At 67.2% G+C, this 26,390-nt stretch carries 19 protein-coding genes; 6 read left to right on the plus strand and 13 right to left on the minus strand.

Going from position 1 to position 26,390, the window contains the following annotated elements; all coding sequences use genetic code 11:
* Window positions 1–8: 8 nt before the first annotated feature.
* From ACX12D_RS32330 to ACX12D_RS32345, 4 genes are all read right to left on the minus strand, one after another.
* Window positions 9–665, minus strand: coding sequence for a DUF1266 domain-containing protein (locus tag ACX12D_RS32330; RefSeq protein WP_459375054.1), 657 nt, complete (start codon window positions 663–665; stop codon window positions 9–11).
* Window positions 662–1,897, minus strand: coding sequence for a PcfJ domain-containing protein (locus ACX12D_RS32335; RefSeq protein WP_459375055.1), 1,236 nt, complete (start codon window positions 1,895–1,897; stop codon window positions 662–664). Before ACX12D_RS32335 ends, ACX12D_RS32330 begins: the two co-directional genes overlap by 4 nt.
* Complete coding sequence (locus tag ACX12D_RS32340) at window positions 1,894–4,239, minus strand: hypothetical protein (protein WP_459375056.1); 2,346 nt, start codon at window positions 4,237–4,239, stop codon at window positions 1,894–1,896. Before ACX12D_RS32340 ends, ACX12D_RS32335 begins: the two co-directional genes overlap by 4 nt.
* Window positions 4,240–4,480: 241 nt before the next feature.
* The gene (locus tag ACX12D_RS32345) at window positions 4,481–4,840 is read right to left on the minus strand and encodes a hypothetical protein (protein ID WP_459376588.1); all 360 of its coding nucleotides are present in this window, start codon (window positions 4,838–4,840) and stop codon (window positions 4,481–4,483) included.
* A gap of 339 nt (window positions 4,841–5,179) precedes the next feature.
* Here ACX12D_RS32345 and ACX12D_RS32350 point away from each other — a divergent pair, with 339 nt between their 5' ends.
* From ACX12D_RS32350 to ACX12D_RS32365, 4 genes are all read left to right on the plus strand, one after another.
* Window positions 5,180–6,715: an MATE family efflux transporter gene (locus tag ACX12D_RS32350; RefSeq protein ID WP_459375057.1), complete on the plus strand. Its 1,536-nt coding sequence runs from the start codon at window positions 5,180–5,182 to the stop codon at window positions 6,713–6,715.
* Window positions 6,716–7,219: 504 nt separating this feature from the next.
* Window positions 7,220–7,681, plus strand: coding sequence for a tripartite tricarboxylate transporter TctB family protein (locus ACX12D_RS32355; RefSeq protein WP_150987427.1), 462 nt, complete (start codon window positions 7,220–7,222; stop codon window positions 7,679–7,681).
* A gap of 12 nt (window positions 7,682–7,693) precedes the next feature.
* Complete coding sequence (locus ACX12D_RS32360) at window positions 7,694–9,196, plus strand: tripartite tricarboxylate transporter permease (protein ID WP_150987429.1); 1,503 nt, start codon at window positions 7,694–7,696, stop codon at window positions 9,194–9,196.
* Window positions 9,197–9,401: 205 nt separating this feature from the next.
* Window positions 9,402–9,698, plus strand: coding sequence for a helix-turn-helix transcriptional regulator (locus ACX12D_RS32365; protein WP_043356716.1), 297 nt, complete (start codon window positions 9,402–9,404; stop codon window positions 9,696–9,698).
* Between the two features lie 29 nt (window positions 9,699–9,727).
* Here the strand turns inward: ACX12D_RS32365 and ACX12D_RS32370 are convergent, their stop codons facing one another.
* The 9 genes from ACX12D_RS32370 to ACX12D_RS32410 form a co-directional block, all read right to left on the minus strand.
* Window positions 9,728–11,641 (minus strand): sensor histidine kinase, encoded by a 1,914-nt coding sequence (locus ACX12D_RS32370; protein WP_459375058.1) that lies wholly within the window; start codon window positions 11,639–11,641, stop codon window positions 9,728–9,730.
* Window positions 11,642–11,652: 11 nt separating this feature from the next.
* Window positions 11,653–12,360: a response regulator gene (locus tag ACX12D_RS32375; protein ID WP_459375059.1), complete on the minus strand. Its 708-nt coding sequence runs from the start codon at window positions 12,358–12,360 to the stop codon at window positions 11,653–11,655.
* A 530-nt stretch (window positions 12,361–12,890) separates the two neighbouring features.
* Window positions 12,891–13,901: a diguanylate cyclase gene (locus tag ACX12D_RS32380; RefSeq protein WP_459375060.1), complete on the minus strand. Its 1,011-nt coding sequence runs from the start codon at window positions 13,899–13,901 to the stop codon at window positions 12,891–12,893.
* Between the two features lie 112 nt (window positions 13,902–14,013).
* Window positions 14,014–15,036, minus strand: coding sequence for a chemotaxis-specific protein-glutamate methyltransferase CheB (gene cheB, locus ACX12D_RS32385; protein WP_459375061.1), 1,023 nt, complete (start codon window positions 15,034–15,036; stop codon window positions 14,014–14,016).
* Window positions 15,033–17,465, minus strand: coding sequence for a hybrid sensor histidine kinase/response regulator (locus ACX12D_RS32390; RefSeq protein WP_459375062.1), 2,433 nt, complete (start codon window positions 17,463–17,465; stop codon window positions 15,033–15,035). The genes cheB and ACX12D_RS32390 overlap by 4 nt, the downstream gene beginning before the upstream one ends.
* Window positions 17,462–18,208: a chemotaxis protein CheW gene (locus tag ACX12D_RS32395; RefSeq protein WP_459375063.1), complete on the minus strand. Its 747-nt coding sequence runs from the start codon at window positions 18,206–18,208 to the stop codon at window positions 17,462–17,464. The genes ACX12D_RS32390 and ACX12D_RS32395 overlap by 4 nt, the downstream gene beginning before the upstream one ends.
* Window positions 18,201–19,547 carry a CheR family methyltransferase gene (locus ACX12D_RS32400; RefSeq protein WP_459375064.1) on the minus strand — a complete coding sequence of 449 codons (1,347 nt, stop codon included), beginning with the start codon at window positions 19,545–19,547 and terminating at the stop codon, window positions 18,201–18,203. The genes ACX12D_RS32395 and ACX12D_RS32400 overlap by 8 nt, the downstream gene beginning before the upstream one ends.
* 4 nt (window positions 19,548–19,551) lie before the next feature.
* Window positions 19,552–20,043, minus strand: coding sequence for a chemotaxis protein CheW (locus ACX12D_RS32405; protein ID WP_459375065.1), 492 nt, complete (start codon window positions 20,041–20,043; stop codon window positions 19,552–19,554).
* Between the two features lie 25 nt (window positions 20,044–20,068).
* Entirely contained in the window at window positions 20,069–21,685 is a 1,617-nt protein-coding gene (locus ACX12D_RS32410; protein ID WP_459375066.1) for a methyl-accepting chemotaxis protein, read from the minus strand.
* Between the two features lie 289 nt (window positions 21,686–21,974).
* Here ACX12D_RS32410 and ACX12D_RS32415 point away from each other — a divergent pair, with 289 nt between their 5' ends.
* Both ACX12D_RS32415 and ACX12D_RS32420 read left to right on the plus strand, forming a co-directional pair.
* Window positions 21,975–23,300, plus strand: a complete 1,326-nt coding sequence (locus ACX12D_RS32415) for a putative bifunctional diguanylate cyclase/phosphodiesterase (protein WP_441641514.1) — start codon at window positions 21,975–21,977, stop codon at window positions 23,298–23,300.
* Window positions 23,301–23,594: 294 nt separating this feature from the next.
* A complete protein-coding gene (locus tag ACX12D_RS32420) occupies window positions 23,595–26,354 on the plus strand; it encodes a DUF6600 domain-containing protein (RefSeq protein WP_459375067.1) in 2,760 nt (919 codons plus the stop codon).
* Window positions 26,355–26,390: the final 36 nt, after the last annotated feature.

The following is a 26,390-nucleotide window of genomic DNA, read 5'->3' on the forward strand; positions in this document are numbered from 1 at the left end:
GCGCTGACTCAGCGCGGCTGCGGGCTGAACGCCGGCAGGTCCGGCCATGCCAACGCTGCCCAGGCGCCCTTGGGCGGTGCCAGCAGCTGGCGCAAGCTGGCTTCATCGAAGGCTTTGCCCAGAGGGTCGGCGCGGAATGCGGCAAGCCATTGCTGGCGGCCGGCGATAAAAGCGTGGCCGAAATCCTCCCAGCTGGCAAAGCAGTCCTGCGCGCGCTGCGCGTTGAGCAGGAGCACGCGCCAAGCGGCCATTGGCTCGATCCAGCCCATCAGCATGACGTTGCGCGCAAAAAATGCCATCCGGACGCAGGCAAAGGCCAGCGCGGCGCGCGGATCGTCGGTCGGCAGCAGCGCATGCAGGTCGGCGCGAAACCACCGCGATTCGAACACCTGGGCGAGGTGCTGGCGCACTTCGTCATCCGTGGCATTGGCGCGGAACTCCATCTGATGCAGCAACTGCACGCGGAACAACGCGCGCGCCGCGTCGGCCATGTGGTCCGAGGCGGGGTTGAAAAACCCCGTCATGTTGGTGGCATCGACCATGGGCTGCGCCAACGTCAATGCCCATTGCTTGCGCCCGGTGAACATGGCGGGACGCTTGGGGCGGAGGAAGCGGTAGACCCGCCATAGCACAAAGGCCCCGAGGAGCAGGTAGAAGACATTCATCCGATCTGGCGCTCCGCTATGCCTCGCGAAGGCGAATCCTGGATTTGCGCCGCGTGCGACAGCGAGATGTCCGGCCATGGCACGCCTTCCGTGGCGACAACCACCTCGGCGTCACCCGGGCCTGGCGTTTGCCGCGTGGCATACCGGACCGATGCCGCCATCGGCGACCGCTCCGCCAGCAAGCCAGGCTGGCGCGCGGCGACCAGCCACTCCACCATTGGCGTCGGCGCGCGGAGCCTGACAAAGAGTTGTGGGTACCGGGCGACCAACCGGGTCTGCGTCGTGGCGTCGGCGACGTCTTCAATGCGCGCCCAGCCGGCTGGCGTGCGCACCACGCCGATGGCGATGCAATCGTCCGGGGTTTGCTCGTCGGTACCCAGGGCGTTCAGGCAGGCCAGCACATCTTGCACGTAGCGCGCGATGGGCGGCCGGTTCTGCTTGCCCTTGACCTGGTCGACGGTGAGCGCGCCACTGGCCAGCACATGCACGCTGATGGTGATATGCGGTTGCCCGCCGGCATCGCGGAAACTCAGCAAGCGCAGGCGCTGCTGCGCCACGGCTTCGGCATAGCGCTCGCCATAGCCACCGGACAGCGCGCGCCGGTCGAAAAACTGCCCCAGGCAATGCCGCATGACATAGCTTTCAAAGGCCATTTCCGCGCGCAGCAGCGCGCTGTCGGGCAGCAATTCCACGAACACGCCATGCGACGTCGACAGCAAGGTGCGCAGCGCTTCGGGCTGGCTCTGGCGCCAGCCGCGCTCGATGCGCGTGGCCATCTCGGCATGTTCCTTGTCCCACAGCGCCAGCGCTTGCGGGCAGGTGATGCGGTCGAGCTTGCCGTCGAGCGCGGTGCCCTGGCGCGAGGTCAGGAACTCGACGAGCCGCGCTTCCAGCGCCAGCAGGCGCGGCTCGACAGGATCCACCCAGACGACCGGGGCCGGTGGCGTTGCTGCCTCGCCGCCGCTCGCCTTGGCCGGCGCGCCAAAGCGCGCCGCCACCCACGCCGGCATCGCCTCGGATCTCAGGGCCTGCCGCGCAGCGTCGAGCGAATCGATCTTGATGGCCGGCTCGAAGTTGGCGACGAGATGGCGATAGAAGTGGTTGAGCAGCCAGGCGCGCACCGCCGCATCGTCGCCGCGCGCCTGGCTGCGCGCGGCGATGCCCGCCTTCAGGGCGCCGGCATTGAGCGCGTTGCGCGGCGCGTAGCCCGTCGTCCGCCTGGCGGTACTCATTTCCAGACTTGCCACCAGCTCTTGCTCTTGCCGGCGGGGTTGGCTTGCGTGCGGTAGAGCGCCACTTTTTCCTCCATCGCCTTGACATCGGCGAGCTCGTATTCGTTGCTGCGCGGATTGAGTGCGATGGCACGCTCGTAGAGCGCGGCCGCCTCGGCGTGGCGCTTCAGCCCGCTGAGCGTGTCGGCCGCCAGGCTGACCATCCAGGATTCCGAGCAACCATCGACGTGGCGCGCGATGCGGCTCCACAGGGCCGCGGCTTCCTCCGGGCAGTGATGCGCCAGGTTGAACGCCATTTGCAGGCGCACGCCCAGGTCCCTGCTCGACAGCTTGCTATCGTCCTGGCCTTCTTCCCGCTCCCATTTCACCAGGCGCTCCACCCAGATGGGAATCTCGCGGTCGCGATCGAGCTTGTACAGGGCCTGCGACACCTCGCTCAGGTACTCGTTGGGGTCATGCCGGCTGTAGCCAAACTCGGCGGCGTAGTGCCAGAGCTGCTCGGCGGCGCTGATGATCCCCTCGGCATCCTGCACGGCGATCCGCACGCTCAGCAGGCCGGCGTAGTGTTCGGCAAACGGGCTGGCAGCGATGCCGCGCTTGTGCAACTCGACGGCATCCTCATAGCGCCGCTCGTCGTACCGGTAGATGATGGCCAGGTTGTTGCACAGCATGGAGTAGAGGTGCGCGCAGGCATCGTACGGATGGCCGGCGCCGCTCTCGAAATAGCGTTCCAGGCATGCCTGCCCTTGTTCGTAGGCGGCAATCTGCAGCTTGATGAAATCGCTGTAGGTTTCGTTGCGCGACTCGGCGGGGACGCGGTCCAGGTGTTCCGCGAGCAAATCGCCAAGCGCGCCCCCGAAGTTGTACGCCCACAGCCCGCTCGGCAGCGAGAAGGCCGGCAGCTTCAGCGTCTGGATGACCCCAAGCGATTGCACCCGTGCCTCGAACAGGGCATAGGCCGTGCGGTTGTCCTCCATGCCACCTTCCTGCGCCGCCGCGTACAGCCGCGCAGCTTGCGTAGTGGCATCGATGCGGCCCGCCGCGCCGTCGTGGACTGCCGCCAATCGCGCGATCCATGGGTGGCCCGGCGAACGCTGCTCGGCCAGTGCGCGCGCTGCGTCGAATACCGCTTGCAAGGCCTGCGCATCCACTTGCTCACCCACGGCGCCAAAGAGCGCTTCATGCGTCGGGGAGAGGGTCCGCAGATCCTCTTCGCCCTCTTGCGCCTTCGACAGGAAGGCCACCAGCGTTTCTTCCGTATTGCAAGCCCGCATGGCGCACAATGGCCACCAGGCCGAGCCGTCGGCCGCATCGGCCAGCCGCGCGTGAACCAGCTGCGCGGCGCCGTCCCACATCTCGTCCTCGACCTGATAGATGTGCAGGAACGCCCGGCGCCCGGCATCGTCAATGCGCTGGGCTTCCATCAGCCACGGCAGCTCGTATTCGATGAAGTCATCGCTTCCGTTCGACGACAGGCTATGGCGCGCGGCGGAGCAGGCGTCCAGTGCGCCGGGCAAATCGCCTTGCGCGTACAAGGCGCGCGCCGCGAGCCGGGACAGCCTGACTTCCAGCTCACGGCGCTGCGGCAAGGACTGCTGCGCTGTCAGGGCCCTCGCGGCCTGCTGGAAGTCGGCAAGGCGCTCGGGCGCGATGCCGATCAGGGCGCTGCCCAGGCGCAGCCAGTCGTTGTCGTCGACGTCCTGTTCCGCGTCGGCCGTCTGCAGCGCCAGGATGGCCGCGCCAGCCGCTGCGCGGGCCTCGTCGTTGCTGTCATGGCGCGTCAGCGCCCAGGCGCGCCGCCGCTGATAGTCGGCGAGGTCCCATGCACGGAACGGCGCACGTTCAGCGATGGCCACGTTCAATGCATGGCGCAGGTCAATCGTCTCCAGCGCAATGCCCAGCTTGCGCAGCTCCAGGCTATCGAACACGCGAAGCTGCCGGTATCGGTCCGCATTCAGCTCCGGCATCCCTGCCACGATGGCGCGCATTTCTGCAAGGGCACGCTGGATGCTCTCTTCGTCGTTGACGTGGTTGGCTATCTGGAGGCGGTAGAGCGCCAGGTGCATGCGCAGTTCGGCCTGCGCTTCGCGCGGCGTGGCTTCCAGCGTGCCGGCGCCGTCTGCGTTGACCACCGCCAGCGCAGCCGCCGGATCCCCCGCGCGCATCCAGAGCGTATGCAGCCGGTCGATGGACTCAAGGGAATCGGCCCGCAGAGGCTTGGCGCGCAATCTGGCCAGCAAATCAGCGGCTTCGCTTGAATTGCCTTCCTCGAGATCGGCTTCGAGGCGATCCAGTAACTGTTCCAGCTGAGCACCTGTCAATGCGTTGCCATTGATATCCACGGATCTTTTCCTAATGTGATCTAGTTTGCACCTAACGCGGGATTCTACCCGGAGATGCAACAGACCCGGAAATTGCGCCCGATGGCTCTCCCAACGGCGCCGCGGTTCAAGCGATCACCACGATAAAACGCCCCGCCTCCTTGGGAGAGGCGGGGCGTTTTATCGTGGTTGCCCGTAAGGGGCAAGGGGTAAAGGGGTAAAGGGGTAAAGGGGCAAGCAGCAAGTACGCGGCCGTACGCGCTTAGTTCTTCTGCGCGTCGGTGGGCGTGGCCGACATCTCCTGCTTCATGGTGTCGTTGTTGGCCTTCTTCTCGGCGCTCTTTTGCTGCTTGGCGGACTTCACGTCCTGCTTGTACTCTGTCTTGGCAGCCTTCTTCTTGGTCTTGTATTCGTCCGAGGCCTGCTTGTTGGCATCGCGGCGCTGGACCAGCGGGTCCTTCGGCGGCTCGATCTGTGTCGTGCCGGCTGGCACCGCGGCGTTGCCGCTATCGGCAGGCATGGCAGGCACGGCAGGCGTCTGGGCAAAGGCAGCCGCACATAGCAGGCCAGCGGCCAGGGTGGTGGACGCTTGCAAAAAGCGAATCGGCTTGGTCTTCGTCATCTTCGTCATCTTGGACCTCACGGTTTGTGGATGAAAACGGCACTTGGACGCCATCGTGGGAACACCGCGATGGCTGCTCTGGGAGACACCAAGGGCCACTTGTGTATTGCGTTTCGTAAACGTTTGACTCCTCGCGCACGGAGCCCGTGCCCCGATCCAAACAACTGCTTACAATTGGCTTTCTGTCTGACAGACGGCTACCGACAAGGGCTGTCAGCAAGGTGTGACATAGTGGCGAACGTGGGCATTGCGCATTGCATTGCCCCGCGTTTCCGGACGATCCCAGGCGCAACAAGAGCACGATAAGAACGCGATAAGAACACGAGACCCTCCTCGAACATGCCAACAAAATCCAATGCCCAGCTGACCACGGGCCCGATCGGCCGCACGTTGCTGCTGTTTTCGCTACCGGTGCTGGGCAGCAATATCCTGCAGTCGCTCAACGCATCGATCAATTCCGTGTGGGTCGGGCATTTCCTCGGCGAGGCGGCGCTGACAGCCACCTCAAACGCCAATATCATCCTGTTCTTCCTGCTCGGCGTGGTGTTCGGCATCAGCATGGCCAACACCATCATGATCGGGCAAGCCGTGGGCGCGCGCGACCTGGTCGAGGCGCGCCGCGTGGTGGGCACCAGCACCACCTTCTTCGTCCTGCTGTCGGTCTTGGCGGCGGCGCTGGGCTACGCCTTCACGCCCGACATCCTTGCCGCGATGGGCACGCCGGCCGATGCCAGGGCGCTTGCCATCAGCTACCTGCGCATCATCTTCCTGGCGCTGCCCTTCATGTATTTCTACAACTTCGTGATGATGACGCTGCGCGGCGCGGGAGATTCGCGCACGCCGTTTTATTTCATGCTGTTGTCGGTGGGGCTGGACGTGGTGCTCAACCCGCTGCTGATCTTTGGCATCGGCCCGTTCCCGGAGCTCGGCATCGCAGGCTCGGCGCTGTCCACGCTGATCGCGCAGTTGGCGAGCCTGGCCGCAATGCTGATCGTGCTCTACCGCCGCCACCACTTCCTGGCGCTGCGGCGCCACCAGCTCGCCTACCTGAGGCCCGATATCGCGATCCTGCGCGCGCTGGTGGCCAAGGGCTTGCCCATGGGGCTGCAGATGGTGGTGATCTCGTCGTCGGCGATCGTGATGATGTCGCTGGTCAATCGCTACGGCTCGCAGACCACCGCCGCCTATGGCGTGGCCTCGCAGTTGTGGACGTACGTGCAGATGCCCGCGCTGGCGGTTGGCGCCAGCGTGTCGTCAATGGTGGCGCAGAACGTGGGCGCCGGGCTGTGGGATCGCGTGACACGCATCACGCGCGTGGGGCTGTTGTTCAACCTGATGATGACCGGTGCGCTGGTTGCCCTGATCTACCTGTTCAACCGTCACTCGCTGGGCTTGTTCCTGCCCGATGACGGCACGGCCATCGGCATTGCGCAGCATATCAATGCCATCGTGCTGTGGTCCTTCATCCTGTTCGGCTTCACCATCGTGCTGTTCGGCACCGTGCGCGCCACCGGCGCGGTGATGGCCCCGCTGGTGATCCTGTTCCTGTCGATGTGGGTGGTGCGCCTGCCATTTGCCTGGGTGCTCGAGCGCACCATCGGCGCCGACGCGATCTGGTGGAGCTTTCCGCTGGGCTCGGTGGTCTCGGTCACGCTGGCGGTGGCGTATTACCGCTTCGGCAACTGGCGCGCCGCCCATATCCTGCCGGTCGCGCCCTGGCCGGCCCCGGAAACGGAGTTTGCGCCCCAGGCGCCCGATACCAGCATGGGCACGCCGTGCGAGGAAGCCCTGAGCATGGCCGGTGCTGGTGCCGCCGCCGGCGAGCAGGCGCTGGCGGACGCGTCCCGCGAGATGTCGAAGCAGGGCGCCGACTGAGGCCGAACGCTGCCGATTTCGGCGGTGCAAGGCGGTGCAAGGTGATGCGCAGGTCGCCCGGCTCGCCGCAATTTGCCCAGGATGCCCAGGTGAAAGGCAATCGAAAGTTGCCTGTGGCATTGTGCCGTGCGTAGGCAAAGCGGACGCGCTCCCGTCCGTGCTTTCTTGTCCTGATTTTCTTCTGCTCCGGCGCGCGTCCGTTGGCCGCCGGCACGCTGGCGCGTTCGCGCCAGTGACCCATGCGATCCCCCCGCTTTCTTTTGTCGTGCCTTCGTTTCGTTTAAATACATCACAACGTGATATTTATTCCCGATGATGAAACGGATCACGTATCGGTGAATACCCCTAAACCAAGACAAATGAAAGCAAGCTGAAAGATCGCCTCTCTAATGTTCGTTCCATCCTGCAGGGACACTATTTTTTCCTGCCGAACGGACTACCTCCGCATGCAAAGAGCCTGCGAGCGGAGGGGCACTGCTTTCACGTACTTTGAGGAGAATCGTTTTGCGCATACGCAGCCAAAAGGACTTTGCCTCCGGCCTGATGTTCATTCTGGTCGGATTGTGCTTTTCCTGGGTCGCCCGCGGCTATTCCATGGGAACAGCCGCCAAGATGGGCCCCGGATATTTTCCGTTTCTACTCGGCCTGGTACTCGCCGTGCTCGGTGCATTCGTGCTGATCGGCTCGGTATCGAAAAAGGGTGAAGCTGACCAGCTCGCCCGCTGGGACTTGAAGACCCTGTTGTGGATTCTGGGTTCGGTGGTGCTGTTCGGCCTGCTGCTCAAGCCGCTCGGCATGGTGTTGTCGGTGTTCGTGCTGGTGCTGGTGTCGTCGATGGCCAGCCATGAGTTCAGCTGGAAGGGCGCGGTATTGAACGCGATCGTCCTGGTGCTGATCAGCATGGGCGCCTTCGTGTACGGCATCAACCTGCAGATGCCGGTGTGGCCTGCTTTCATTACTGGTTAAGGAGTCGGCCATATGGAATTGATTGACCATCTTGCCTTGGGCTTTTCCACGGCGCTTTCGTTGCAGAACCTGGCATACGCCTTCCTGGGCTGTGTGCTGGGTACCTTGATCGGCGTGCTGCCGGGCCTGGGGCCTCTGGCCACCATCGCCATGCTGCTGCCGGTGACTTACACGCTGCCCCCGGTGGCCGCGCTGATCATGCTGGCCGGTATTTACTACGGCGCACAGTATGGTGGCTCCACCACCGCTATCCTGGTGAACCTGCCGGGTGAATCGTCGTCGGTGGTGACCACCATCGATGGCTATCAGATGGCACGGCGGGGACGAGCGGGCGTGGCATTGGCCACCGCCGGCCTGGGTTCCTTCTTTGCCGGCTGCGTGGCGACGCTGATCCTGGCCGCGTTTGCTACGCCGCTGTCGGAACTGGCGTTCAAGTTCGGTCCTGCCGAGTACTTCTCGCTGATGTGCCTGGGCCTGATCGGCGCCGTGGTGCTGGCTTCGGGCTCGCTGCCCAAGGCCGTGGCGATGATCGTGCTGGGCCTGCTGCTGGGCCTGATCGGTACCGACGTGAACTCGGGCGCCGCACGCTTCTCCTTCGACATCCCCGAGCTGACCGATGGCATCGACTTCGTCGCGCTGGCCATGGGTATGTTCGGCTTCGCGGAAATCATCGCGAACCTGGAGCAGAAGGAAGCCCGCGAGACCTTCACCGACAGCGTCACCAACCTCTGGCCGACCAGGGAAGACTTCCGTCGCATGATCCCGGCAGTGCTTCGCGGCACGTTCCTGGGCTCCGCGCTGGGCATCCTGCCGGGCGGCGGTGCGGCACTGGCTTCGTTCGCAGCTTACTCGCTGGAAAAGAAGACCTCCAAGTACGCACATGAGTTTGGCAAGGGCGCCATCGAAGGCGTGGCAGGTCCGGAATCGGCCAACAACGCCGCGGCGCAGACCTCCTTCATCCCGCTGCTGACGCTGGGCATTCCGCCCAACGCCGTGATGGCGCTGATGGTGGGCGCGATGACCATCCACAACATCCAGCCGGGTCCCCAGGTCATGACCAGCAACCCCGCGCTGTTCTGGGGCCTGATCGCCTCGATGTGGATCGGCAACCTGATGCTGATCATCCTGAACCTGCCGATGATCGGCGTGTGGGTGAAGCTGCTGACCGTGCCTTACCGCTTCCTGTACCCGGCCATCCTGGTGTTCTGCGGTATCGGCGTGTACTCGGTCAACAACCAGACCTTCGACGTGTTCATGGCAGCTGGCTTCGGCATCATCGGCTACCTGTTCCTGAAGCTCAAGTGCGAGCCGGCGCCGTTGCTGCTGGGCTTCGTGCTGGGGCCGATGATGGAAGAGAACTTCCGCCGCTCCCTGCTGCTGTCGCGTGGCGAGTTCACCGTGTTCGTGACCCGTCCGCTGTCGCTGGGCCTGCTGATCGCAGCGGCTTCGCTGGTTGCCATCGTTGCCCTGCCTTCCATCAAGGCAAAGCGCGAAGAGGCGTTCCAGGAAGAGTAGTCGTCAAGCCCCACCCGCGCCGGCCTCGTGCCGGCGCGCGCAATGCAAGAAATGGGGTGCCTCGTGCACCCCTTTTCTTTTAATAGGCGCGCCTGGTGCCGGCCGGGCCGCTTGCAGGTAACACGCCCGGGTGCGCTCGCAGCGCCCGGGCTGCCTATGTAGATCTGCTCTATCGCACCGCTGGCAGGTGTGTCACAGGAGCCGCATGAGAGCGCCAACACTAGATGGCTTCGTTTCGAAGCTGTACATCCTGAAGCTTGTCCAGTCGAGCCCGTCGACGGTCATGACGCTGGTTGACCGCCTGCGCGAGCACGGGGTGGAAAAGAACATCCGCTCGCTCAGGCCCATCCTGCGCAGCCTGATGATCGCACGCGCGATCACGGCGGAGCTGGTGGAAGGCAGTGGCCGCGTCTATTGCATTACCGATAGCGGACGCGAAGAATTGCACAAATACCTGTCGCACCTCGACGTCCTGCAGAGCGACATCGAGCAGACGCGCTAGGGCTGCCGCACCTGGCCATCGCTCATCGCTCAGGCAGCCTCGCCCTCGGCCCACCGCGCGGGGTAGAGCAGCAGGCTGACGGTCGTGCCCCGCTCCGAAGACGCAATCGACAACTCGCCGCCAATGGCGGCCGCGCGGCTGCGCATATTGGCCAGGCCGTGGCCTTGCGCGCCGGACTGCGCATCGAAGCCGTGCCCGTCGTCGCGGATCTCGATCAGGATGCCCTCGGCCTCAGCGCTGGTGCCCGCGAAGCTGCGCGCCACCACTTGCACCGTAGCGCCACCAGCATGCTGCATGACGTTGGAGAAGGCTTCCAGCAGCAGGTACTGCAGCTCACGCACGATCTGCGGCGTCAGGCCGGCCACGGCCGGCAGCCGCTCCACTTGCCAATCCACCCGCAGCCTTGCCGCTTCCAGGCGCGCCCGCAGCCGGTAGCGCAGGTTGCCCAGCACCACGGCGAGGTCGCCACCGGTGTCTTGCATGGCATCCACCGAGAGCTTCAAGGCATCCAGCGCTTGCTGCAGATGTTGCTGCAGCACCATGGGCGAGCCATGGCCCGAGCGCAGCAGGCTGAGCGCGCCGACCAGCGTGCTGCCCAGGCCATCGTGCATGTCGCGCATGATGCGCCCGCGCTCTCGCAAGGTGGCCTGCTCGCGCTCGATCTCGCGTGAGTGCGCATAGAGCTGATGCAGCTCTTCCTCCTTTTGCGCAACCTTGTGGTCCAGGTTGCGGTTGAGTTCGGCCAGCGTGCTGGTGGTGCGCGTATAGCGGTCCACCAGCAGCCAGGCCATGCTGAGGCTGAACAGCTGCGAGACGTATTTGGTCAGCGAGGTGTCCCAGTAAAAATCGTTGCTGAACTGGATGCGGATCACGTCGGCGGTGCTCAGCGCGCTGGCCAGCGCCACCGTGGCGGCCAGCACCAGGCGCTCGCGGCTGGGGCGCCGCAGCGCCGCCCACGCCAGCGTCGTGGCGATGCCGCACGCCATCAGCATGTTGATGGCCCAGTCGAACAGCTTGAGGCTGGGGGTGTTGAGCACGAATGTCATCACCGCGATCAGCGGCAGCTTGATCCACAGGAAAGCGGTGACCAGCCATGCCGGCCACGGGGAGCGAACGTCGATGATGATCAGCGCGAACCGGGCGGTGGCCACGATGAACAGGGTCCGGCTGGCCAGCACCAGCACCTGCCACGCGTGCAGCGGCAACGGGGCGCTTTCCAGCAGGCGCTCGATGACGCTGACCGACCATGCGATCTCGGCCAGCGCATAGAGGCCGAACAGCGGATCGCGCTGGCGCCACCAGATCAGCAGCGAGATCGCCGTCAGCAACAGGCTCAGCGCGGTGATCACCAACGGCCCGATCACGCGGAACCAGAGCGCGCCCTGGTAGTGCGAATGCACCAGCCGGCCCGGCCCGAACTCGACGCGCGACAGGCCTGCCTTGGCATTGGCGCGGGCGGCGATCTTGATCGTCAGCTCGTTCTCCGGCCGCAGCATGGCCTCGGGCACGGGGATGTACAAGGGGCGCTGGCCGCCGTAGAGGGCCGGCGCATCCATGGCGCCGGAGGCGGCCAGCAGCTTGCCGTTGAGATGCATTTCGAAGCTGTTGGCCGCGCGCGCCAGGTACAGCGCGGGGATGTCCTGCCCGGCGCCGCGGTAGGGAAAATCCAGGCGGTAGGTCGCCGTGCCGTCGAGGCCGGGGTAGATGCGGTCCCAGTCGTGGGGCAGTGCGACCTCGGCCGGCTGCGGCGCCTGGCCTTGCCCGGCGCCGTCGGGGCGGACCACGGCCAGCGCTTGCTGCAGCACCTGCACCTGGTTTGCCGGGTCCGGCGCGGATGGCGGCGACGGACGCTGGCGCTCGCCGCCGCAGGCGGTGACCCCACAGCCCATGGCGAGCCACAGGGCACTCAGGCAGATCAGCCGCAGGATGGGCAGCAGAGCCATCGGCAATGGCCTCAAAAGGTCTTCAGCAGGCCAAGCTTGTGGGCTTCGAATACGGCCTCGGTGCGGGAGTTGACCGCCAGCTTGCCGTAGATGTTCTTGATATGCGCCTGCACGGTGTGCACGCTGATCGCCAGGTGCCCGGCGGTTTCCGCATAGGTGTACCCGCGCGAGATCAGGTCGAGCACCTCGGTCTCGCGGGCGGATAGCGTCACGTTCACGCCCGGGATGCCTGGCGCGTCCGGCGCCGGGATGCCAGGCGCGCCGGCGCTGCGCAGCCGGGTAATGACCTTGCGCGCGATCACCGGGCTCATCGGTGAGCCGCCGGCGCGCAATTCCAGGACGGAGGCGCGCAGGTTGTCGTCCGATTCGTCCTTGAGCAGGTAGCCGGTGGCGCCCGCCGCGATGCTGGCCAGCACATTGGCCTCGTCGCCGAACATGGTGATCACCATGCAGTCGCAGCGCGGGTGCAGCCGGCGCGCGTGGCGGATGACATCGATGCCGGAGCCGTCCGGCAGCCCGAGGTCGCACAGCAGCACGTCGGGCTCGTGCGCGGACAGCCACTCGCAGGCGCTGGCGCGCTGCGCGCAGGCCGCCATCACACGGATGCCCGGCAAGCTGGCCAGCGCGCTTTGCAGGCGCGCGCTGGTGGCGGGGTCATCCTCGACCAGCAGGACGCGGATATCGGCTTCCGGGGCCGCGGACAGGTTCTGTGAGCGCATGATTTGGGCTGAGGTAGTCAAGACTATGGCGCGCGTTGGCGGGGGGCGATACTCCATATTCATGGGATGGCGTCTGGCGGCTAATCGTAGCGCCGGCACCGGATACGGTCAAACCGCCGGCGGGCCGTGCGGCCCCAGGGCAGGGAGAAGGAAGAAGGGAGAGGGAAGAAGGAACCAAACCCGCCACCGGTTCGGCCGTGTTTCCCGCCTGTCAGGCGGGAAACACCCACGCGCGACGCGCAGCGAGCCGTGGAGGTGTGCCAAGGCCGTATGGGGCGCCTCGGGATTTCACGAAAAGAGCGGAAAAGAGGGACCCATGTCTGAGTATCGCCTTAAGGCGATGCGAGTTTGGGTCCCGGCCGCTCTTTTCGTGAAATCCCGAGGGGGTAGTCGCCCCATCCGGCGCGCCTTCTTTGCCTACTTTCTTGGCAAGACAAAAAAGTAGGTCGCCGCGCCGCAGGCGTGGTGAAACTGCAGTTGAAGTTGAATTTAAGCAGTTGCAGTTGCAGCCCCAACCCCAACCCAAAACCTCAAGAAGTCATAACAACCTGATTCCGCCCACTCCGCTTAGCCTGATAAAGCCCCGCATCAGCAATCTCCACAATCCGGCTAAACGGCAAATCCGCACCCGGCACGATTGCCGTGCCCCCAATGCTGACAGTGACATGCTGCCCCACCGGCGATCCGCTATGCGGCACCTGCAGGGACTCGATCGCGCGCCGGACCTTCTCGGCCAGCAGCCGCGCCCCGCCGGGCGAGGTGGACGGCAGGATCATGGCGAACTCCTCGCCGCCGAAGCGCGCCGGAAGGTCCGCCGGGCGCGCGCAGTTCTCGCGGATCACGCCGGCCACGCGGCGCAGCACCTCGTCCCCGGCCACGTGGCCGTAGGTGTCGTTGTAAGCCTTGAACGAGTCGACGTCGATCATCAGCAGCGCCAGCTGGCTTTGCTCGCGATTGGCGCGCTTCCATTCGGCCCCGAGGTACTCGTCGAAATAACGCCGGTTGGACAGCCCGGTCAGGCCGTCCGAGTTGGTCAGCCGCTGCAGCTCCAGGTTGGTCTCGAGCAACTGCTGCTGGCTCTGGCGCAGCGCGCGGTAGGCCTCGTCGCGCTGCTGCAGGTTGAGATACGAGCGCGAGTGATAGCGGATGCGCGCCACCAGCTCGATGGTGTCGGGCAGCTTGACCAGATAGTCGTTCGCGCCGGCAGCGAAGGCCGCGCTCTTCATGAGCGGGTCCTCCTTGGTGGATAGGACGATGATGGGGATATCGCGCGTTGCCGGGTTGGCCCGGTAGCGGCGCACCAGCGTCAGGCCGTCGATGCCGGGCATCACCAGGTCCTGCAGGATCACCGTGGGACGGGTGCGCTCGGCCACGGCAACGGCCTCGTCAGGCTTGGCGCAATAGTGAAAATCGATATCGTGCTCGGGTTCCAGCTCGCGCCGTACCGCTTCGCCAACCATGGCCTGGTCGTCCACCAGCAGCACCATGGCCAGGTATTCATCCGGGCGCTGGGGCGCTCTAAGGTTTGTATCTTTAGACATTGTCTTCCTCGTGCTCTCCGACCTGGAGACGCTAACAGCATGATCCTGGCATCGCGGCGCAAGCGCGCGCGGCCAGGTTTGCGTTGTTCTTCATGTTGTTAGCGCCTCTGTGCTACCCCGGGTTGTTGATGGCATTGCATGCCCGTACGATGCGGGCGGCGATCTGCTGCAAAGGCAGGATTTCGCTGGCGGCCCCAATGGCGGCGGCGGCCTTGGGCATCCCATAGACGGCACTGCTGGCCTGGTCCTGGGCGATGGTCAGGTAGCCGCGCTCGCGCATGGCCTTGAGGCCCAGCGCGCCGTCCCGGCCCATGCCGGTGAGCAGCGCGCCCACCGCGTCACCGCGCCAGTGCTGCGCCACGGTCTCGAAAAACACATCGATCGAGGGCCGGTACAGGTAGTCGCTCGGGTCTTCGGTATAGATCATGCGCGAGGCGCTGACCAGGCGCAGGTGGTCGTTGGTGCCTGCCAGCAGCACGGTGCCCGGCTGCGGCGCCTCGCCCTCGCGGGCCAGGCGCACCGGCAGCGCGCACTGCGCGTCCAGCCAGTCGGCCATGCCGGCCGCGAAGGCCTCGTCCACGTGCTGGACCGCGACCACGGCGGCGGTGAAGCCGGCCGGCAGGCCGCCCAGCACGGTGGCCAGCGCGGCCGGGCCGCCGGCCGAGGCGCCCAGCGCGACAAGGCGCTCGGCACTGGCCTTGCGCCTTGGCGGTGCGGCCGCGCGCGCGGGTCCGGTGCGGCCCTCCAGCAAGCGGCCGATATTGCGGATCTTGCGCAGCAGGGGGCCGCTTGCCAGTTGCGAATCCGGCTGGGTCAATGTGGGCGTATCCACGGCGTCGATGGCGCCTTGCCCCATGGCATCGAAGACCTGGCTGGCGTTGCGGCCAAGGTCCATGGTCACCACCACGATGGCACACGGCGTGGCGGCCATGATGCGGCGGGTTGCCTCGACGCCGTCCATCACCGGCATCATCAGGTCCATCAGGATCAGGTCGGGTGTGCGCACGGCGGCCATACGCACGGCGCTCTCGCCGTCCTCGGCCACCCATGCGACTTCCAGCGCGGGATCGAGGGCGATGACGCGCCGCAGGGCGACCACCGCCAGGTGGGAGTCGTTGACGATGCCGATTTTCATGCGCGTGCTTCTCCAATCAGGTCTTGCACCGCATCGAGCAACGCGGCGTCCTGGAAGCTGCCCTTGGCCAGATAATAGTCCGCGCCGGCCTGCAGGCCGCGCTGGCGATCCTGCTCCCGGTCCTTGTAGGAGACCACCATCACGGGCAGGTGCATCAGGCGGGCCTCGCGCTTGATGCGGCTGACCAGCTCGATGCCGTCCATGCGCGGCATGTCGATGTCCGTGATGACCAGGTCGAAGGTTTCCGCGCGCAGCACGTTCCAGGCATCCATGCCGTCCACCGCTACCGTGACGTCATAGCCGCGGTTAGACAGGAGCTTGCGCTCCAGCTCGCGCACCGTGAGCGAATCGTCCACCACCAGCACGCGCTTGCGCCGTACCGGGGCTGCCTCGGCTGCGCGGCGGATGCGGTCGATCTTGCCCTCCGAGAGCAGCTTCTCCACGGAGCGGACCATATCCTCCACGTCGAAGATAAGCACCGGCGTGCCATCCTCGGTGAGGCTGCCGGCGGCGATGTCCTTGATCTTGCCCAGGCTTGCCACCAGGGGCTGCACCACCAGGATGCGCTCGCCCAGCAGCCGGTCCACCGCCACGCCGTAGGTACGTTCGTGATCGCCCAGGACCACCACCGGCACGGTGTCCTCGTCGCGCCGGGTCTCCGCCTGCTGCAGGACCTGTGCCGCGCTCACCAGCCCGACCTGGCGTTCGCCAAAGCGGAAGTGCTGGCGGTTTTCCAGCTGCTCGATGCTGCCGCGCTCCAGGTTGATGGCCTGCATGACATAGGCCAGCGGGAAGGCATAGGCCTCGCCGGACACCTCCACCAGCAAGGCGCGCACCACCGACAAGGTGAGCGGCAACTCCAGGTGGAACTGCATGCCGCGCCCGCTTTCCTGCGTCAGGCGGATGCTGCCGCGCACCTGGCGGATCATGTCCTGCACGGCGTCGAGCCCGACGCCGCGCCCGGATACTTCGCTGACGGTTTCGCGCATGCTGAAGCCGGGCAACAGCAGGAAGTCGAGCAGCTCGGCCTGCGACAGCCTGGCCACGGTTTCCTCGGGCACCAGCTTGCGCCGCACGATGGCGGCGCGCAGGGCGTCGAGGTCCACGCCGGCACCGTCGTCGGCAATCACGATCATCAGCCGGCCGGCGTTGTGGCGCGCGTTCAGCGTGATGCGGCCTTCGACCGGCTTGCCCGCTGCGCGGCGCGCCTCTGGCATCTCGATGCCGTGGTCCACTGCGTTGCGCAGCAGGTGCGCCAGCGGCGCTTCGAGCTGCTCCAGGATGTCGCGGTCGACCTTGGTGCTCTCGCCGACCAGTTCAAGGTGCACTGCCTTGCCCAGCGAGCGCCCCAGGTCGCGCACCATGCGCGAGTAGCCGGTGAGCCCGTCGGCGAGCGGCCGCATGCGGCTCGCCAGCGCCCGGTCATAGAGCTGGTGCGAAAGCTGGCCGGTGCGGTGGTCGTACTGTTCCAGCTCCGTGACCCGTTGCGACAGTTGCTGGTGGCTCTCGCCCAGCAGGCGCTGTGCTTCTGCCAGCGCGGCGTGGGCGGCGGGATCGGCCGCGCCGGCCGCGAGCGTGACCTGCAGGGCGTCGAGTGCCTGCAGCGCGCGCATCTGTACGCGCCGGGTTTGCTGCAGGGCGTTGCCGAAGGGCTTGAGCCAGTGCGTCTCCACCATCGCCGCGCCCGACAGCGCCAGCAGCTGGTCCAGCGTATCGGCGCTGACGCGCAGCATGCGCTCCTGGGCTTGCGGCTCGCGGGGGGCTTCGCCGGGCGCGAACGTGGCTGGCGCCGTGGCCATGCCGGAGACCGGTTCGGCGACCAGTTCGGCGGCCATATCGGAGACCGTATTGGAGACCGTATTGGAGACCGTATGGGGGACCATGCCGGCCACCGAGCCATCGGGTGGCGCTGGGTGGACGGCCGCTGTCACCATGGCCTCTGGTTCGGCTGCGGATGCACTCGCAGGCGTTGCCGCCGCTGGGGCATGATCCGTGGCCCAGGCGTCGGCATCCACCTCCTCGCCGGCCAGCAGCGCGGCCATGCGCAGCACCAGCGCATCGACCTCGGCCTTGCCGGCCTGGTCGGCCCAGCCCAGATCGCCGCCGGGCGGGCATCCCAGCCGCAGCAGGAGGTCGGTGCCATGCAGCAAGGTGTCGATATGCACGGGCCGCAGCACGAGCTCGCCGTGCTGGGCGGCCACCAGGCAGTCCTCCATCACGTGGGCCACGCGCACGCCGCCATCCAGGCCGACGATGCGCGCGGCACCCTTGAGCGAATGCGCGGCGCGCATGCACGCCTCGAGCTGTTCGGCCGCGGCGGGGTCGCGCTCCAGCGCCAGCAGGCCGGCGTTGAGGACTTCGGCCTGCGATTGCGCTTCCAGCGCGAACAGCTCGAGCAGCGAGGCGTCGCGCAACTGGTCGGGGTTCATGCCAGGCTCCGCTTCAAGGCTTGTTGCAGCAGGGCCGGGTCGAGCAAGCCCACCGTGCGTTGGCCGCTTGTCAGCAGCGCCCGGGTGTAATGCGCCGAGGCGCGCGACAAGGTGGTCGGCAAAGGCTGCAGGTCGGCTTCGGCGATCCGTTCGATGCCGGTGACTTCATCCACAGGCAGCGCGATGGCGGTGCGGCCCTGGCCCAGCACCAGCAGCCGGGCGCCATGCCCGGCGCTGCCTTTGGCGTTGGCGGCGGCGTTGGAGGTGGCGCCGGCGGCAGGGTCCTGCCCGAGCAGCCGTGCCAGCGAGATGCAGACCAGCAGGTTGCCGCGCACGCTGGCCAGGCCCAGTACCGCGGCGTGGCGGCGGTGCGGCAGCGAATGCACGGGGCAGGGCGCGGTGACCAGCGCCAGCGCGCCCGCGGGCAGCGCCAGCCATTCGTCGCCGATGCGAAACACCAGGCATGACATGGCAGGCCCGCGCGCGGTGGCATTGGCATGACCGGCGTGGCTGTCCGGCAGGCTGACTTCGCCGGTGGACAGGTTGTCGAGCAGCGTGAGCGCCGCGCGCGAATAGGTTGGGCAGTTGCGGCAATGGATGTGCTCGGCCAGCAGCGGACAGCTGCCATCGCCCAGCACGCCGATGCGGCGCCAGCAATCGTCCACGGCGACCGTGACCGTAACAGTGCCCATGCCGGGCGGCTGGCCATGCGCGGCCAGGGGATGCGATGCGAGCTCAGCCATGACGGATCGGGGTCTTGCGCTGTGCGCGGTTTCTCAGGCGGGCCGAGGCCGCGCCGTCGCCTTCCGCTTCCAGGATGGCAGCCATATGGTAGAGCGCCTCCTGGTGAGCCGGGTCGAGGTAGAGTGCGCGGCGATAGGACTCGCGCGCGTCGGCGGGACGGCCGGTGGCATCGTAGAGCACGCCCAGCAGGCAGTAGCCGGCAGCCGACGGGCCTTGCGCATCCAGGTGCGCCACGCAGGCCGTCACTGCGGCGGCCAGTTCGCCGCGATCGGCGAGCCGGGAGATCCGGGACAGCGCGTCGGTGCTGGCCTTGGCCCGCTCGGCCGCTTTGCCGGTGGTGGCGGCGCCAGGCGCTGGTGCCGAGGGCGCCGGCATGTCGATGGAGCCCGCATGGCTGCGCGCGGCCAGCGGCTTCGGGGGCTGCTGCTGCGGCGGCTGCGCCAGCCACGGTCGCGGGGCGGCCGGGGCCGCCGCACTCGGGTGCGCAGGATAGCGCGGCATTGCCGGCGTGGCGCTGCCCGCCTGGTGCGCGCTGCGCCGGGTGAAGGCAAAGGCGAGCGGCACGCCCGCCGAGATAAAGCCGTGCCGCGTGAGCAGGCTGGCCTCGGCCGGGCCGACAAAGAGCGTGGCGTCCTGCCGGCTCAGCCGTTCCAGCATCTTGAGCGAACGGCGCTGGGTCGGCGGATCGAAGTAGATCAGGAGGTTGCGGCAGAACACAAAGTGGTAGGGCGGCTCATTGGCCATCAGCCCCGGGTCGAGCAGGTTGCCGTGCAGCATCCGCACCTTGGCGCGGACGTTGGCCTTGAGCGCGTAGCCACCCGCGCAGGGGGTGAAATGCCGGTCGCGGAAGTCCAGCGGGGTGCCCCGGAAGGAGTTGTTGCCGTATTGCCCGATCCGCGCGCGCTCCAGCGAGCGGGCGCTCACGTCCACGGCATCGACCTGGAAGCGTTGCTCCGGCACACCGGCGTCCAGCAGCGCCATGACAATCGAGTAAGGCTCTTCGCCGGTCGAGCAGGGCACGCTGAGGATGCGCAAGGGCGCGGCGCCGTCCGGCGCGCTATCACTGCCGAAGACCCGCATGGCGGCTAGGCGGCCGAGCGCCAGCAGCGCCTCGCGATGGCGGAAGAACCAGGTCTCGGGGACCACCACGGCTTCGATCAGCGACTGCAGCTCGTGCGGGTGCGAGTGCAGCAGGTTCCAGTACGCGTGGTGGTCGGGCACCGCGGCCGCTGCCAAGCGCTCGCGCAACGCGCGCTCGATCATGCCGGGGCCGACGGTGGCGGCGTCCAGGCCAATGCGCTCCTTGAGCAGCGCTTCGATATGGGAGGCAGTGGTCATGGCCTCATGGCCCTGGCGCGGTGGCGTCAGCCGCCGGCAGATCGGGGAACAGCCTGGCGTGCACGTCGTCGGGCAGCAGGGCATCGACCTTGATCCACTGCACCAGCCCCTGGCTGCCGCTGCTGCGCACGGGTCCCAGGTAGCGGGCCGGGGCGGCGTCCACGCCGCTGTCGATAAACTCGGCGGGCTCGCAGCGCAGCGTCTCGGTGGCGTACTCCAGCCGTAGCCCGAGCAGGCGTGCGGGCGCCTCCGCGTGCCGGCGGTAATGCACCAGTACGGTGCGTGTACTGGTCCGGCTGGCGACCGGCGTGCCGATGGCCAGCGCATTGATGTCGATGACCGGCACCACCTGGCCGTCCCGCGCCAGCAGTCCGCTGACCCAGGCCGGTGCCTCGGGCAAGTGCTTGAGCGTGGTCAGCGGCAGCACTTCGACGATTTCCTTCGCGTCCAGCGCGTAGTGGTCGGGCCCGATGCGAAAGAGCAGGAAGAGTTTCATGGGGTGGCGTGGGTGCCCGGGGCGCTCAAACCTTGAAGCGCGACACGCCGGTGCGCAGGTCGTTGGCAACCAGCGTCAGCTCGTCGATCGCCTGGCTGGACTGGCGCAGGGATTCCACCGTCTGCTGGGCCGCCTCGGACAACTGCATCAGGGCCTGGTTGATCTGTTCCGCGCCGCCCGCCTGGGCTTGCATGCCTTCGTTGACCATCTGCACGCGCGGCGCCAGCGACTGCACCTGGCCGATGATCTGGGAGAGCTGGTCGCCCACCTGGGTCACCTCCGACATGCCGCGCCGCACTTCCTCGGAGAACTTGTCCATGCCCATCACGCCCGCCGCCACCGCGGACTGGATCTCGCGCACCATCTGCTCGATGTCGTAGGTGGCCACCGCGGTCTGGTCGGCCAGGCGGCGGATCTCGGTGGCGACCACCGAGAAGCCGCGCCCGTACTCGCCAGCCTTCTCGGCTTCGATGGCAGCGTTGAGCGATAGCAGGTTGGTCTGGTCAGCGACCTTGGCGATGGTGGTGACCACCTGGTTGATATTGCCCGCCTTCTCGTTCAGGGTGGCCAGCTTGGCGTTGACCGAGCCGGCGGCTTCCATCACATGGTGCATGGTGGCTTCCATGCGCGACAGGCTGGCCTGGCCGGTGCCCGCCAGGCCGGCGGTCTGCTCGGCGGCGCCGGAGACTTCGGTCATGGTCCGGACCAGGTCGCGCGAGGTGGCGGAGATCTCGCGCGAGGTGGCGCCGATCTCGGTGGTGGTGGCCGCCGTTTCGGTGGCGGTGGCCTGCTGCTGGCGCGCGGTGGCGGCGATCTCGTTGACCGAGGTGGTGACCTGGATGGCCGAGCGCTGGGCCTGCCCGACCAGTGCGGTGAGGTCGCCGGTCATCTGGTTGAAGCCCTGCTCGACTTCCAGGAACTCATCCTTGCGGTTTAGCGCCAGGCGCTGGCGGAAATCGCCGCCGCGCATGTCGGCGAGCTGCCTGACGATCGAGCGCATCGGCACCGTAATGGAGCGGAACAGCAGGTAGCCGGCCACCAGCGACTCCAGAAGGGCAGCGATCAGGGAGACCTCGATGCTGATCTTGGCCGTTTGCACGGCCTTGTTGATGCTGCTGGCGCCTTCCTCGGCCACTTTGTTGTTATCTTCCAACAGTGCTTGCACGGCCGAGCGGCCTTCGCTCCAGGCTGCGTGGATGGGTCCGCGCAGCTTGGCCTCGGCGGCGGCGACCTCCGGGGCGGTCGCCGCGAACAGCGACGCCGAAAGCTCGTCATAGTGGCGGCGCAGCTCCCGGTATTTGTCGAAGCGCTCGCGATCGTCGGCGCGCCGGATCGATTCGGCGTACTTTGCCTCCAGGCCGTCCAGCCGCTTGAGCAAGGCCATGTTGGCCTCGGCGTGTTGCCGGCGCTCGGCGTCATTGGCCGCGGTCACGCTCTGCCAGGCCAGCACATAGGTCTCGCCCCAGGCGCCGCGCATCGCGGTGCTGTAGTAGAGTCCCGGGAGCGCATCGTCGCGAAGCGCATTCGCATGGGTCTGGATGGCCGACTGGCGGTCATAGGCGACCACCGCCGTGAGTAAAATGACCGCCAGGATGAGGGCAAAACTTGCCAGGATGCGCGTGCGGATGGTCCAGTGAGTCACGGTGCGGTTTCCCGTTGCTTATTCTTGTAGGAGGGCGGTCGACGACCGGCCGGGCGCGCCGGAATTGGCGCGCGCGCGGGCCGGGCGCGAGCGGCCGGATTATAGCGGCGTAGGGTACTGTAAGGCCCCGGCCATTTCAATGGCGCCCGCCGGGCGGTAAGGGGATTCGATGCGTTGCAATTTGTTGCCGCAACATATCGTTTAACTTGGCTTGATTTTTTCCTGGTTTTAGTCACACTTGCCAAATAGACAGATCGGACCGATGTCGATAATCACGAACAGGGCAGGCATGGTGGCCAGGTCAGAGGCGAAGGCCGGCGCCCCGCCAAACGCGGACATTGATTCGCTGACAGGCGTAGCGTCGCGCCAGGCATTCTTGAACACGCTGGAAGGCCGCCTGCGCACGGAGGCCTCCCCGCGCTGCGCGCTATTGCTGCTTGGCATCGACGATTTCCGCGCGTTCAATGACATGCATGGCCATGCCGAGGGCGACGAGATCCTGCGCCGGGTGGCCCGCCGCCTGCGCGACGCCTCGCCGCGCGACGCCATCCTGGGGCGGGTCGGCGGCGACGAGTTCGCCGTCTTGCTGCCCTCCATTGCCGATCCCACCCTGGTGCGCCACGTCAGCGCCGCCATCCTCTCGCTGCAGACCGAGCCCCACGAGTACGGCAACCGGCGCCACCACGTGCTGGCCAGCCTGGGCGCCTGCGTGATGCCGGCCGGCGGCGACAATGCCTCCGATGCCCTGGCCTCGGCCAGCCTGGCTCTCGGCCGGGCCAAGCGCGACGGCGGCCGAACCATCCGCTTCTTCAAGCCGCAGATGCGCACCGACGTGACGACCCGCCTGTCGCTGGTGCAAGCGCTGCGCGACGCCTACGCGCAGCGCCAGTTCGAGTTGCTGTACCAGCCCCAGATCGACCTGCGCGATGGCCGCGTGGTTGGCGCAGAGGCGCTGATGCGCTGGCGCCATCCCACCCAGGGCCTGCTGACGCCGGCCAGCTTCATCGACGCGCTGGCCGCCAGCAGCGTGGCGGCGGACGTCGGCGTCTGGCTGTTGCACACCGCCTGCGCCCAGGCGCGCATGTGGTCGCTCGGGTTTGCCGACGCGCCGCGGGTGGCCATCAACCTGTTTGCCGCGCAGCTTAGCGAGAGCCGGCTGCTGACCGAAGTCCGTCACGTGCTGCGCGAGCTGGCACTGGCGCCGGAGCGGCTGGAGCTGGAGATCACCGAGACCATCGCCCTGCAGCAGGGCGACGAGTTTTCCGGGCAGCTGCAGACCCTGCGCCGCGACGGGGTGACCCTGACCTGCGACGATTTCGGCACCGGCTACGCCTCGCTCAGCTTCCTCAAGTCCTTCCCCGTGGACCGCATCAAGATCGACCAGTCGTTTATCCGCAATGTCACGCAGAACCCGGTCGACGCCGCCATCGTGCGTGCCATGGTGAACGTCGGTGGCAGCCTGGGCATCGGCGTGGTGGCCGAGGGCGTGGAAACCGTCGAGCAACGGGATTTCCTCTCCGAGAACGGCTGCCACGAGGTGCAGGGCTACCTGTATGGCAGGCCCATGTCCGCCGACAAGTTCACCGAGTTCCTGCAGCAGTCCGCCGCCCGCTAAGCCGGGCCGGCCGTGCCTTTCCCCTCTCGCCGGCGTCCGGCGCCGATGCGCAATTGTTTCCAGCTTTGTCCTGCGTGCGCTGGCCCGCCGTGGCCTGCGCGCGGGCCGGGGGCCACGGCGGGCGGCGCGCAGCCAGATCGTGCCTTCCCGGCGCGGCTGCGCGGGGAAACAAGGGAAATATGTGCTTACAAAGTCAAGTGCGCCAGTCCGGCGGCCTGACGTTATCGGAAGTATGGTGACAGCAGAGGCGGCAGATGTTCGCCCGCGCGCCTATATTGACCGAGAGGTATCCACATGTTCCCTGACCGCAAGCTTGGCCCGCGTGCGCGCTTCCTGTTCCTGGCCGCAAGCATCGTTTTAGTCACTTGGCAATTGCCGGCGCTGGCGCAATCCGTCGATCCCTCCGCCCGCATTGCCACCGTGACCGATGCCGCCGGCAACCTGAGCTTTGCCCCCGCGGGGTCGGACGACTGGGCGCAGGCCGCGTTGAACCGGCCTATCACCACCGGCGACCGCCTCTGGGTCGACAACGGCGGGCGGGCCGAGCTGCACGCCGGCTCCACGGCGATCCGGCTAGGTAGCGGCACCGCCGTGACCGTGCTCAATCTCGACGACAGCGCTACCCAGGTCAAGCTGACCCAGGGCACGCTGCAATTGCGCGTGCGCGCGCTGCCGCCCGACCAGCCGGTCGAGATCGATACGCCCAACCTGGCCTTCGTGCCGCGCGAGCCGGGCGACTACCGGCTGGACGTGGCGCCTGATGGCAGCTCCACGGTCGTCACCATGCACCACGGCTCGGCCATCCTGTACGGCGACAACCGCTCGCTGGAAATGCGGCGCGGCGAGCAAGTGCGCTTCGACGGCACCGACCTGGCCGAGGACGGCCGCACCACCAACCCGCCCATGGACGGCTTCGATAGCTGGACCATGGCGCGCGACGCGCGGGAGGACCGCTCGCCGTCCGCCCGCTACGTGGCGCCTGAAATGACGGGCTATGCCGCGCTGGACGACTACGGCGACTGGCAGGAAGACCCCGGGTATGGCGCAGTCTGGTTTCCGCGCGTGGTGGCCGCGGACTGGGCGCCCTATAGCGCCGGCCACTGGGCCTGGGTGGCGCCATGGGGATGGAGCTGGTGCGATGACGCGCCCTGGGGCTTTGCCCCGTCCCACTATGGGCGCTGGGCCCGCGTTGGCGACCGCTGGGGATGGATGCCGGGCCCGAGGGTGGGCCGCCCCGTCTACGCCCCCGCGCTGGTTGGCTTTATCGGTGGCGGGCCGGGTAGTGGCCCCGGCGTGGCCTGGTACCCGCTAGGCCCGCGCGAGGCATATCGCCCGGTCTATGGCGCCAGCCCGACCTACGTCACCCGCATCAACCAGTTCACCGTCAACAATGAGGTGATCGAGAACCATATCCGCAATACCTATATCAACCGGAACGTGCCGGGCGCCATCACAGGCATGCCGGCACGCGCCTTCGTGCAAGGCCAGCGCGTGCCACCAGGGGGGCACGGCATGGCTTGGCGCAACCTGCCGCAGGGCGAAGCCAACGGCGCGCCGCCGCTGGCGCCCGTCAAGGCCAGCCTGATCGGTGCGGCGCCCGCGCGGCCGGCCCCGGCGGCGGTCATGCAGGGCTTCGCGCGCCCTGCCATTGCGGCACGTGCGCCCGGCCGCCCGGCCGACGATGAGCTGGCCCAGCGCTTTGCCCGCGCTGGTGGCACCGTGCCCGGCGCTGGCCCGGTATGGCAGGGCCGGCGCAATGCCCCGGGCGGCGGCCAGGCCATGGCACCTGCCCCGGTCCGGCTGAGCCAGGCGGCACCGGCATACCACGGGCGCAACGGAGCAGGCCAGATGCCCGGCGGGCCGGGGACACCGAACGGCGGGATTCCGGCAAATCCGGCAAATCAAGGCAATCCAGCCTTCGGGCCGCAGCGCGCGGAAGGCGGCTCCCGTGCGCCCGTGCCGCAAGGCCTGGTGGGTACCGAGCATGGCGGGCAGCCGCCCGTGCAGGGCGGCGATGCGCGCACGCGCGGCTGGACCACGCGGCCGGAGCAGGCGCGCGGCCAGCCGCCGCAAAACGGCCAGTCGGCCGCGCAGCTCCAACAAGCCCAACAAGCCCAACAAGCCCAACAAGCCCAGCAAGCCCAGCAAGCCCAGCAGCTTCAGCAACGCCAGGCTGAGCAGCGCGGCATGGTGCAGCAGAACGGACGGACCCTGCAAACCGACCCGCAAGCCATGGCCCGCCAGCAGCAGGACATGCAGCGCCAGCAGCAGCAAAGGCAGATGGGTGACCAGCAGCGGGCGCAGCAAGCGCTGCAACAGCAGCAAGACATGCAGCACCAGCAGCAGCAAAGACAGGCTGGTGACCAGCAGCGGGCGCAGCAAGCGCTGCAACAGCAGCAAGACATGCAGCACCAGCAGCAGCAAAGACAGGCTGGCGACCAGCAGCGGGCGCAGCAAGCGCTGCAACAGCAGCAGGAGATGCAGCGCCAGCAGCAGCAAAGGCAGGCTGGCGACCAGCAGCGGGCTCAGCAAGCGCAGCAACAGCAGCAGGAGATGCAGCGCCAGCAGCAGCAACGGCAGATGGCGGACCAGCAGCGGGCCCAGCAGGCGCAGCAACAGCAGCAGGAAATGCAACGCCAGCAGCAGCAACGGCAGGCGGCGGACCAGCAGCGGGCCCAGCAGGCGATGCAGCAACAGCAAGCCATGCAGCGCCAGCAGCAGGAGATGCAGCGTCAGCAGCAAGAGCAGCAGCGCCACCAGCAGGACATGCAGCGCCAGCAACAGGAGCAGCAGCGCCAGCAGGAGCAACAGCGCCAGCAACAGGTCATACAGCGCCAGCAGCAAGACCAGCAACGCCAGCAGCAGGAGCAGCAACGCCAGCAGCAGGAGCAACAGCGCCAGCAGCAGGAACAGCAGCGCCGGCAGCAGGAGTTGCAGCGCCAGCAACAGCACGCCGCGCAGCCGCAGTCAGCTCAGCACGTGGCGATGCAGCAGCAACCGCATGCCCAAGGGCAGGGCGGCAATCCGCAAGAGCACGGGCATGAGGTTCACTGAGCCGGCTCAGGCAGCCGGCACCCGACCCGGGTGCCG

The organism is Cupriavidus sp. PET2-C1 (genome assembly GCF_054515855.1).

Coding starts and splice junctions, on each gene's coding strand:
- ACX12D_RS32330 (WP_459375054.1), bottom strand. CDS start 665: ATGAATGTCTTCTACCTGCTCCTCGGGGCCTTTGTGCTATGGCGGGTC.
- ACX12D_RS32335 (WP_459375055.1), bottom strand. CDS start 1,897: ATGAGTACCGCCAGGCGGACGACGGGCTACGCGCCGCGCAACGCGCTC.
- ACX12D_RS32345 (WP_459376588.1), bottom strand. CDS start 4,840: ATGACGAAGACCAAGCCGATTCGCTTTTTGCAAGCGTCCACCACCCTG.
- ACX12D_RS32350 (WP_459375057.1), top strand. CDS start 5,180: ATGCCAACAAAATCCAATGCCCAGCTGACCACGGGCCCGATCGGCCGC.
- ACX12D_RS32360 (WP_150987429.1), top strand. CDS start 7,694: ATGGAATTGATTGACCATCTTGCCTTGGGCTTTTCCACGGCGCTTTCG.
- ACX12D_RS32365 (WP_043356716.1), top strand. CDS start 9,402: ATGAGAGCGCCAACACTAGATGGCTTCGTTTCGAAGCTGTACATCCTG.
- ACX12D_RS32370 (WP_459375058.1), bottom strand. CDS start 11,641: ATGGCTCTGCTGCCCATCCTGCGGCTGATCTGCCTGAGTGCCCTGTGG.
- ACX12D_RS32375 (WP_459375059.1), bottom strand. CDS start 12,360: ATGCGCTCACAGAACCTGTCCGCGGCCCCGGAAGCCGATATCCGCGTC.
- ACX12D_RS32380 (WP_459375060.1), bottom strand. CDS start 13,901: ATGTCTAAAGATACAAACCTTAGAGCGCCCCAGCGCCCGGATGAATAC.
- cheB (WP_459375061.1), bottom strand. CDS start 15,036: ATGAAAATCGGCATCGTCAACGACTCCCACCTGGCGGTGGTCGCCCTG.
- ACX12D_RS32390 (WP_459375062.1), bottom strand. CDS start 17,465: ATGAACCCCGACCAGTTGCGCGACGCCTCGCTGCTCGAGCTGTTCGCG.
- ACX12D_RS32395 (WP_459375063.1), bottom strand. CDS start 18,208: ATGGCTGAGCTCGCATCGCATCCCCTGGCCGCGCATGGCCAGCCGCCC.
- ACX12D_RS32400 (WP_459375064.1), bottom strand. CDS start 19,547: ATGACCACTGCCTCCCATATCGAAGCGCTGCTCAAGGAGCGCATTGGC.
- ACX12D_RS32405 (WP_459375065.1), bottom strand. CDS start 20,043: ATGAAACTCTTCCTGCTCTTTCGCATCGGGCCCGACCACTACGCGCTG.
- ACX12D_RS32415 (WP_441641514.1), top strand. CDS start 21,975: ATGGTGGCCAGGTCAGAGGCGAAGGCCGGCGCCCCGCCAAACGCGGAC.
- ACX12D_RS32420 (WP_459375067.1), top strand. CDS start 23,595: ATGTTCCCTGACCGCAAGCTTGGCCCGCGTGCGCGCTTCCTGTTCCTG.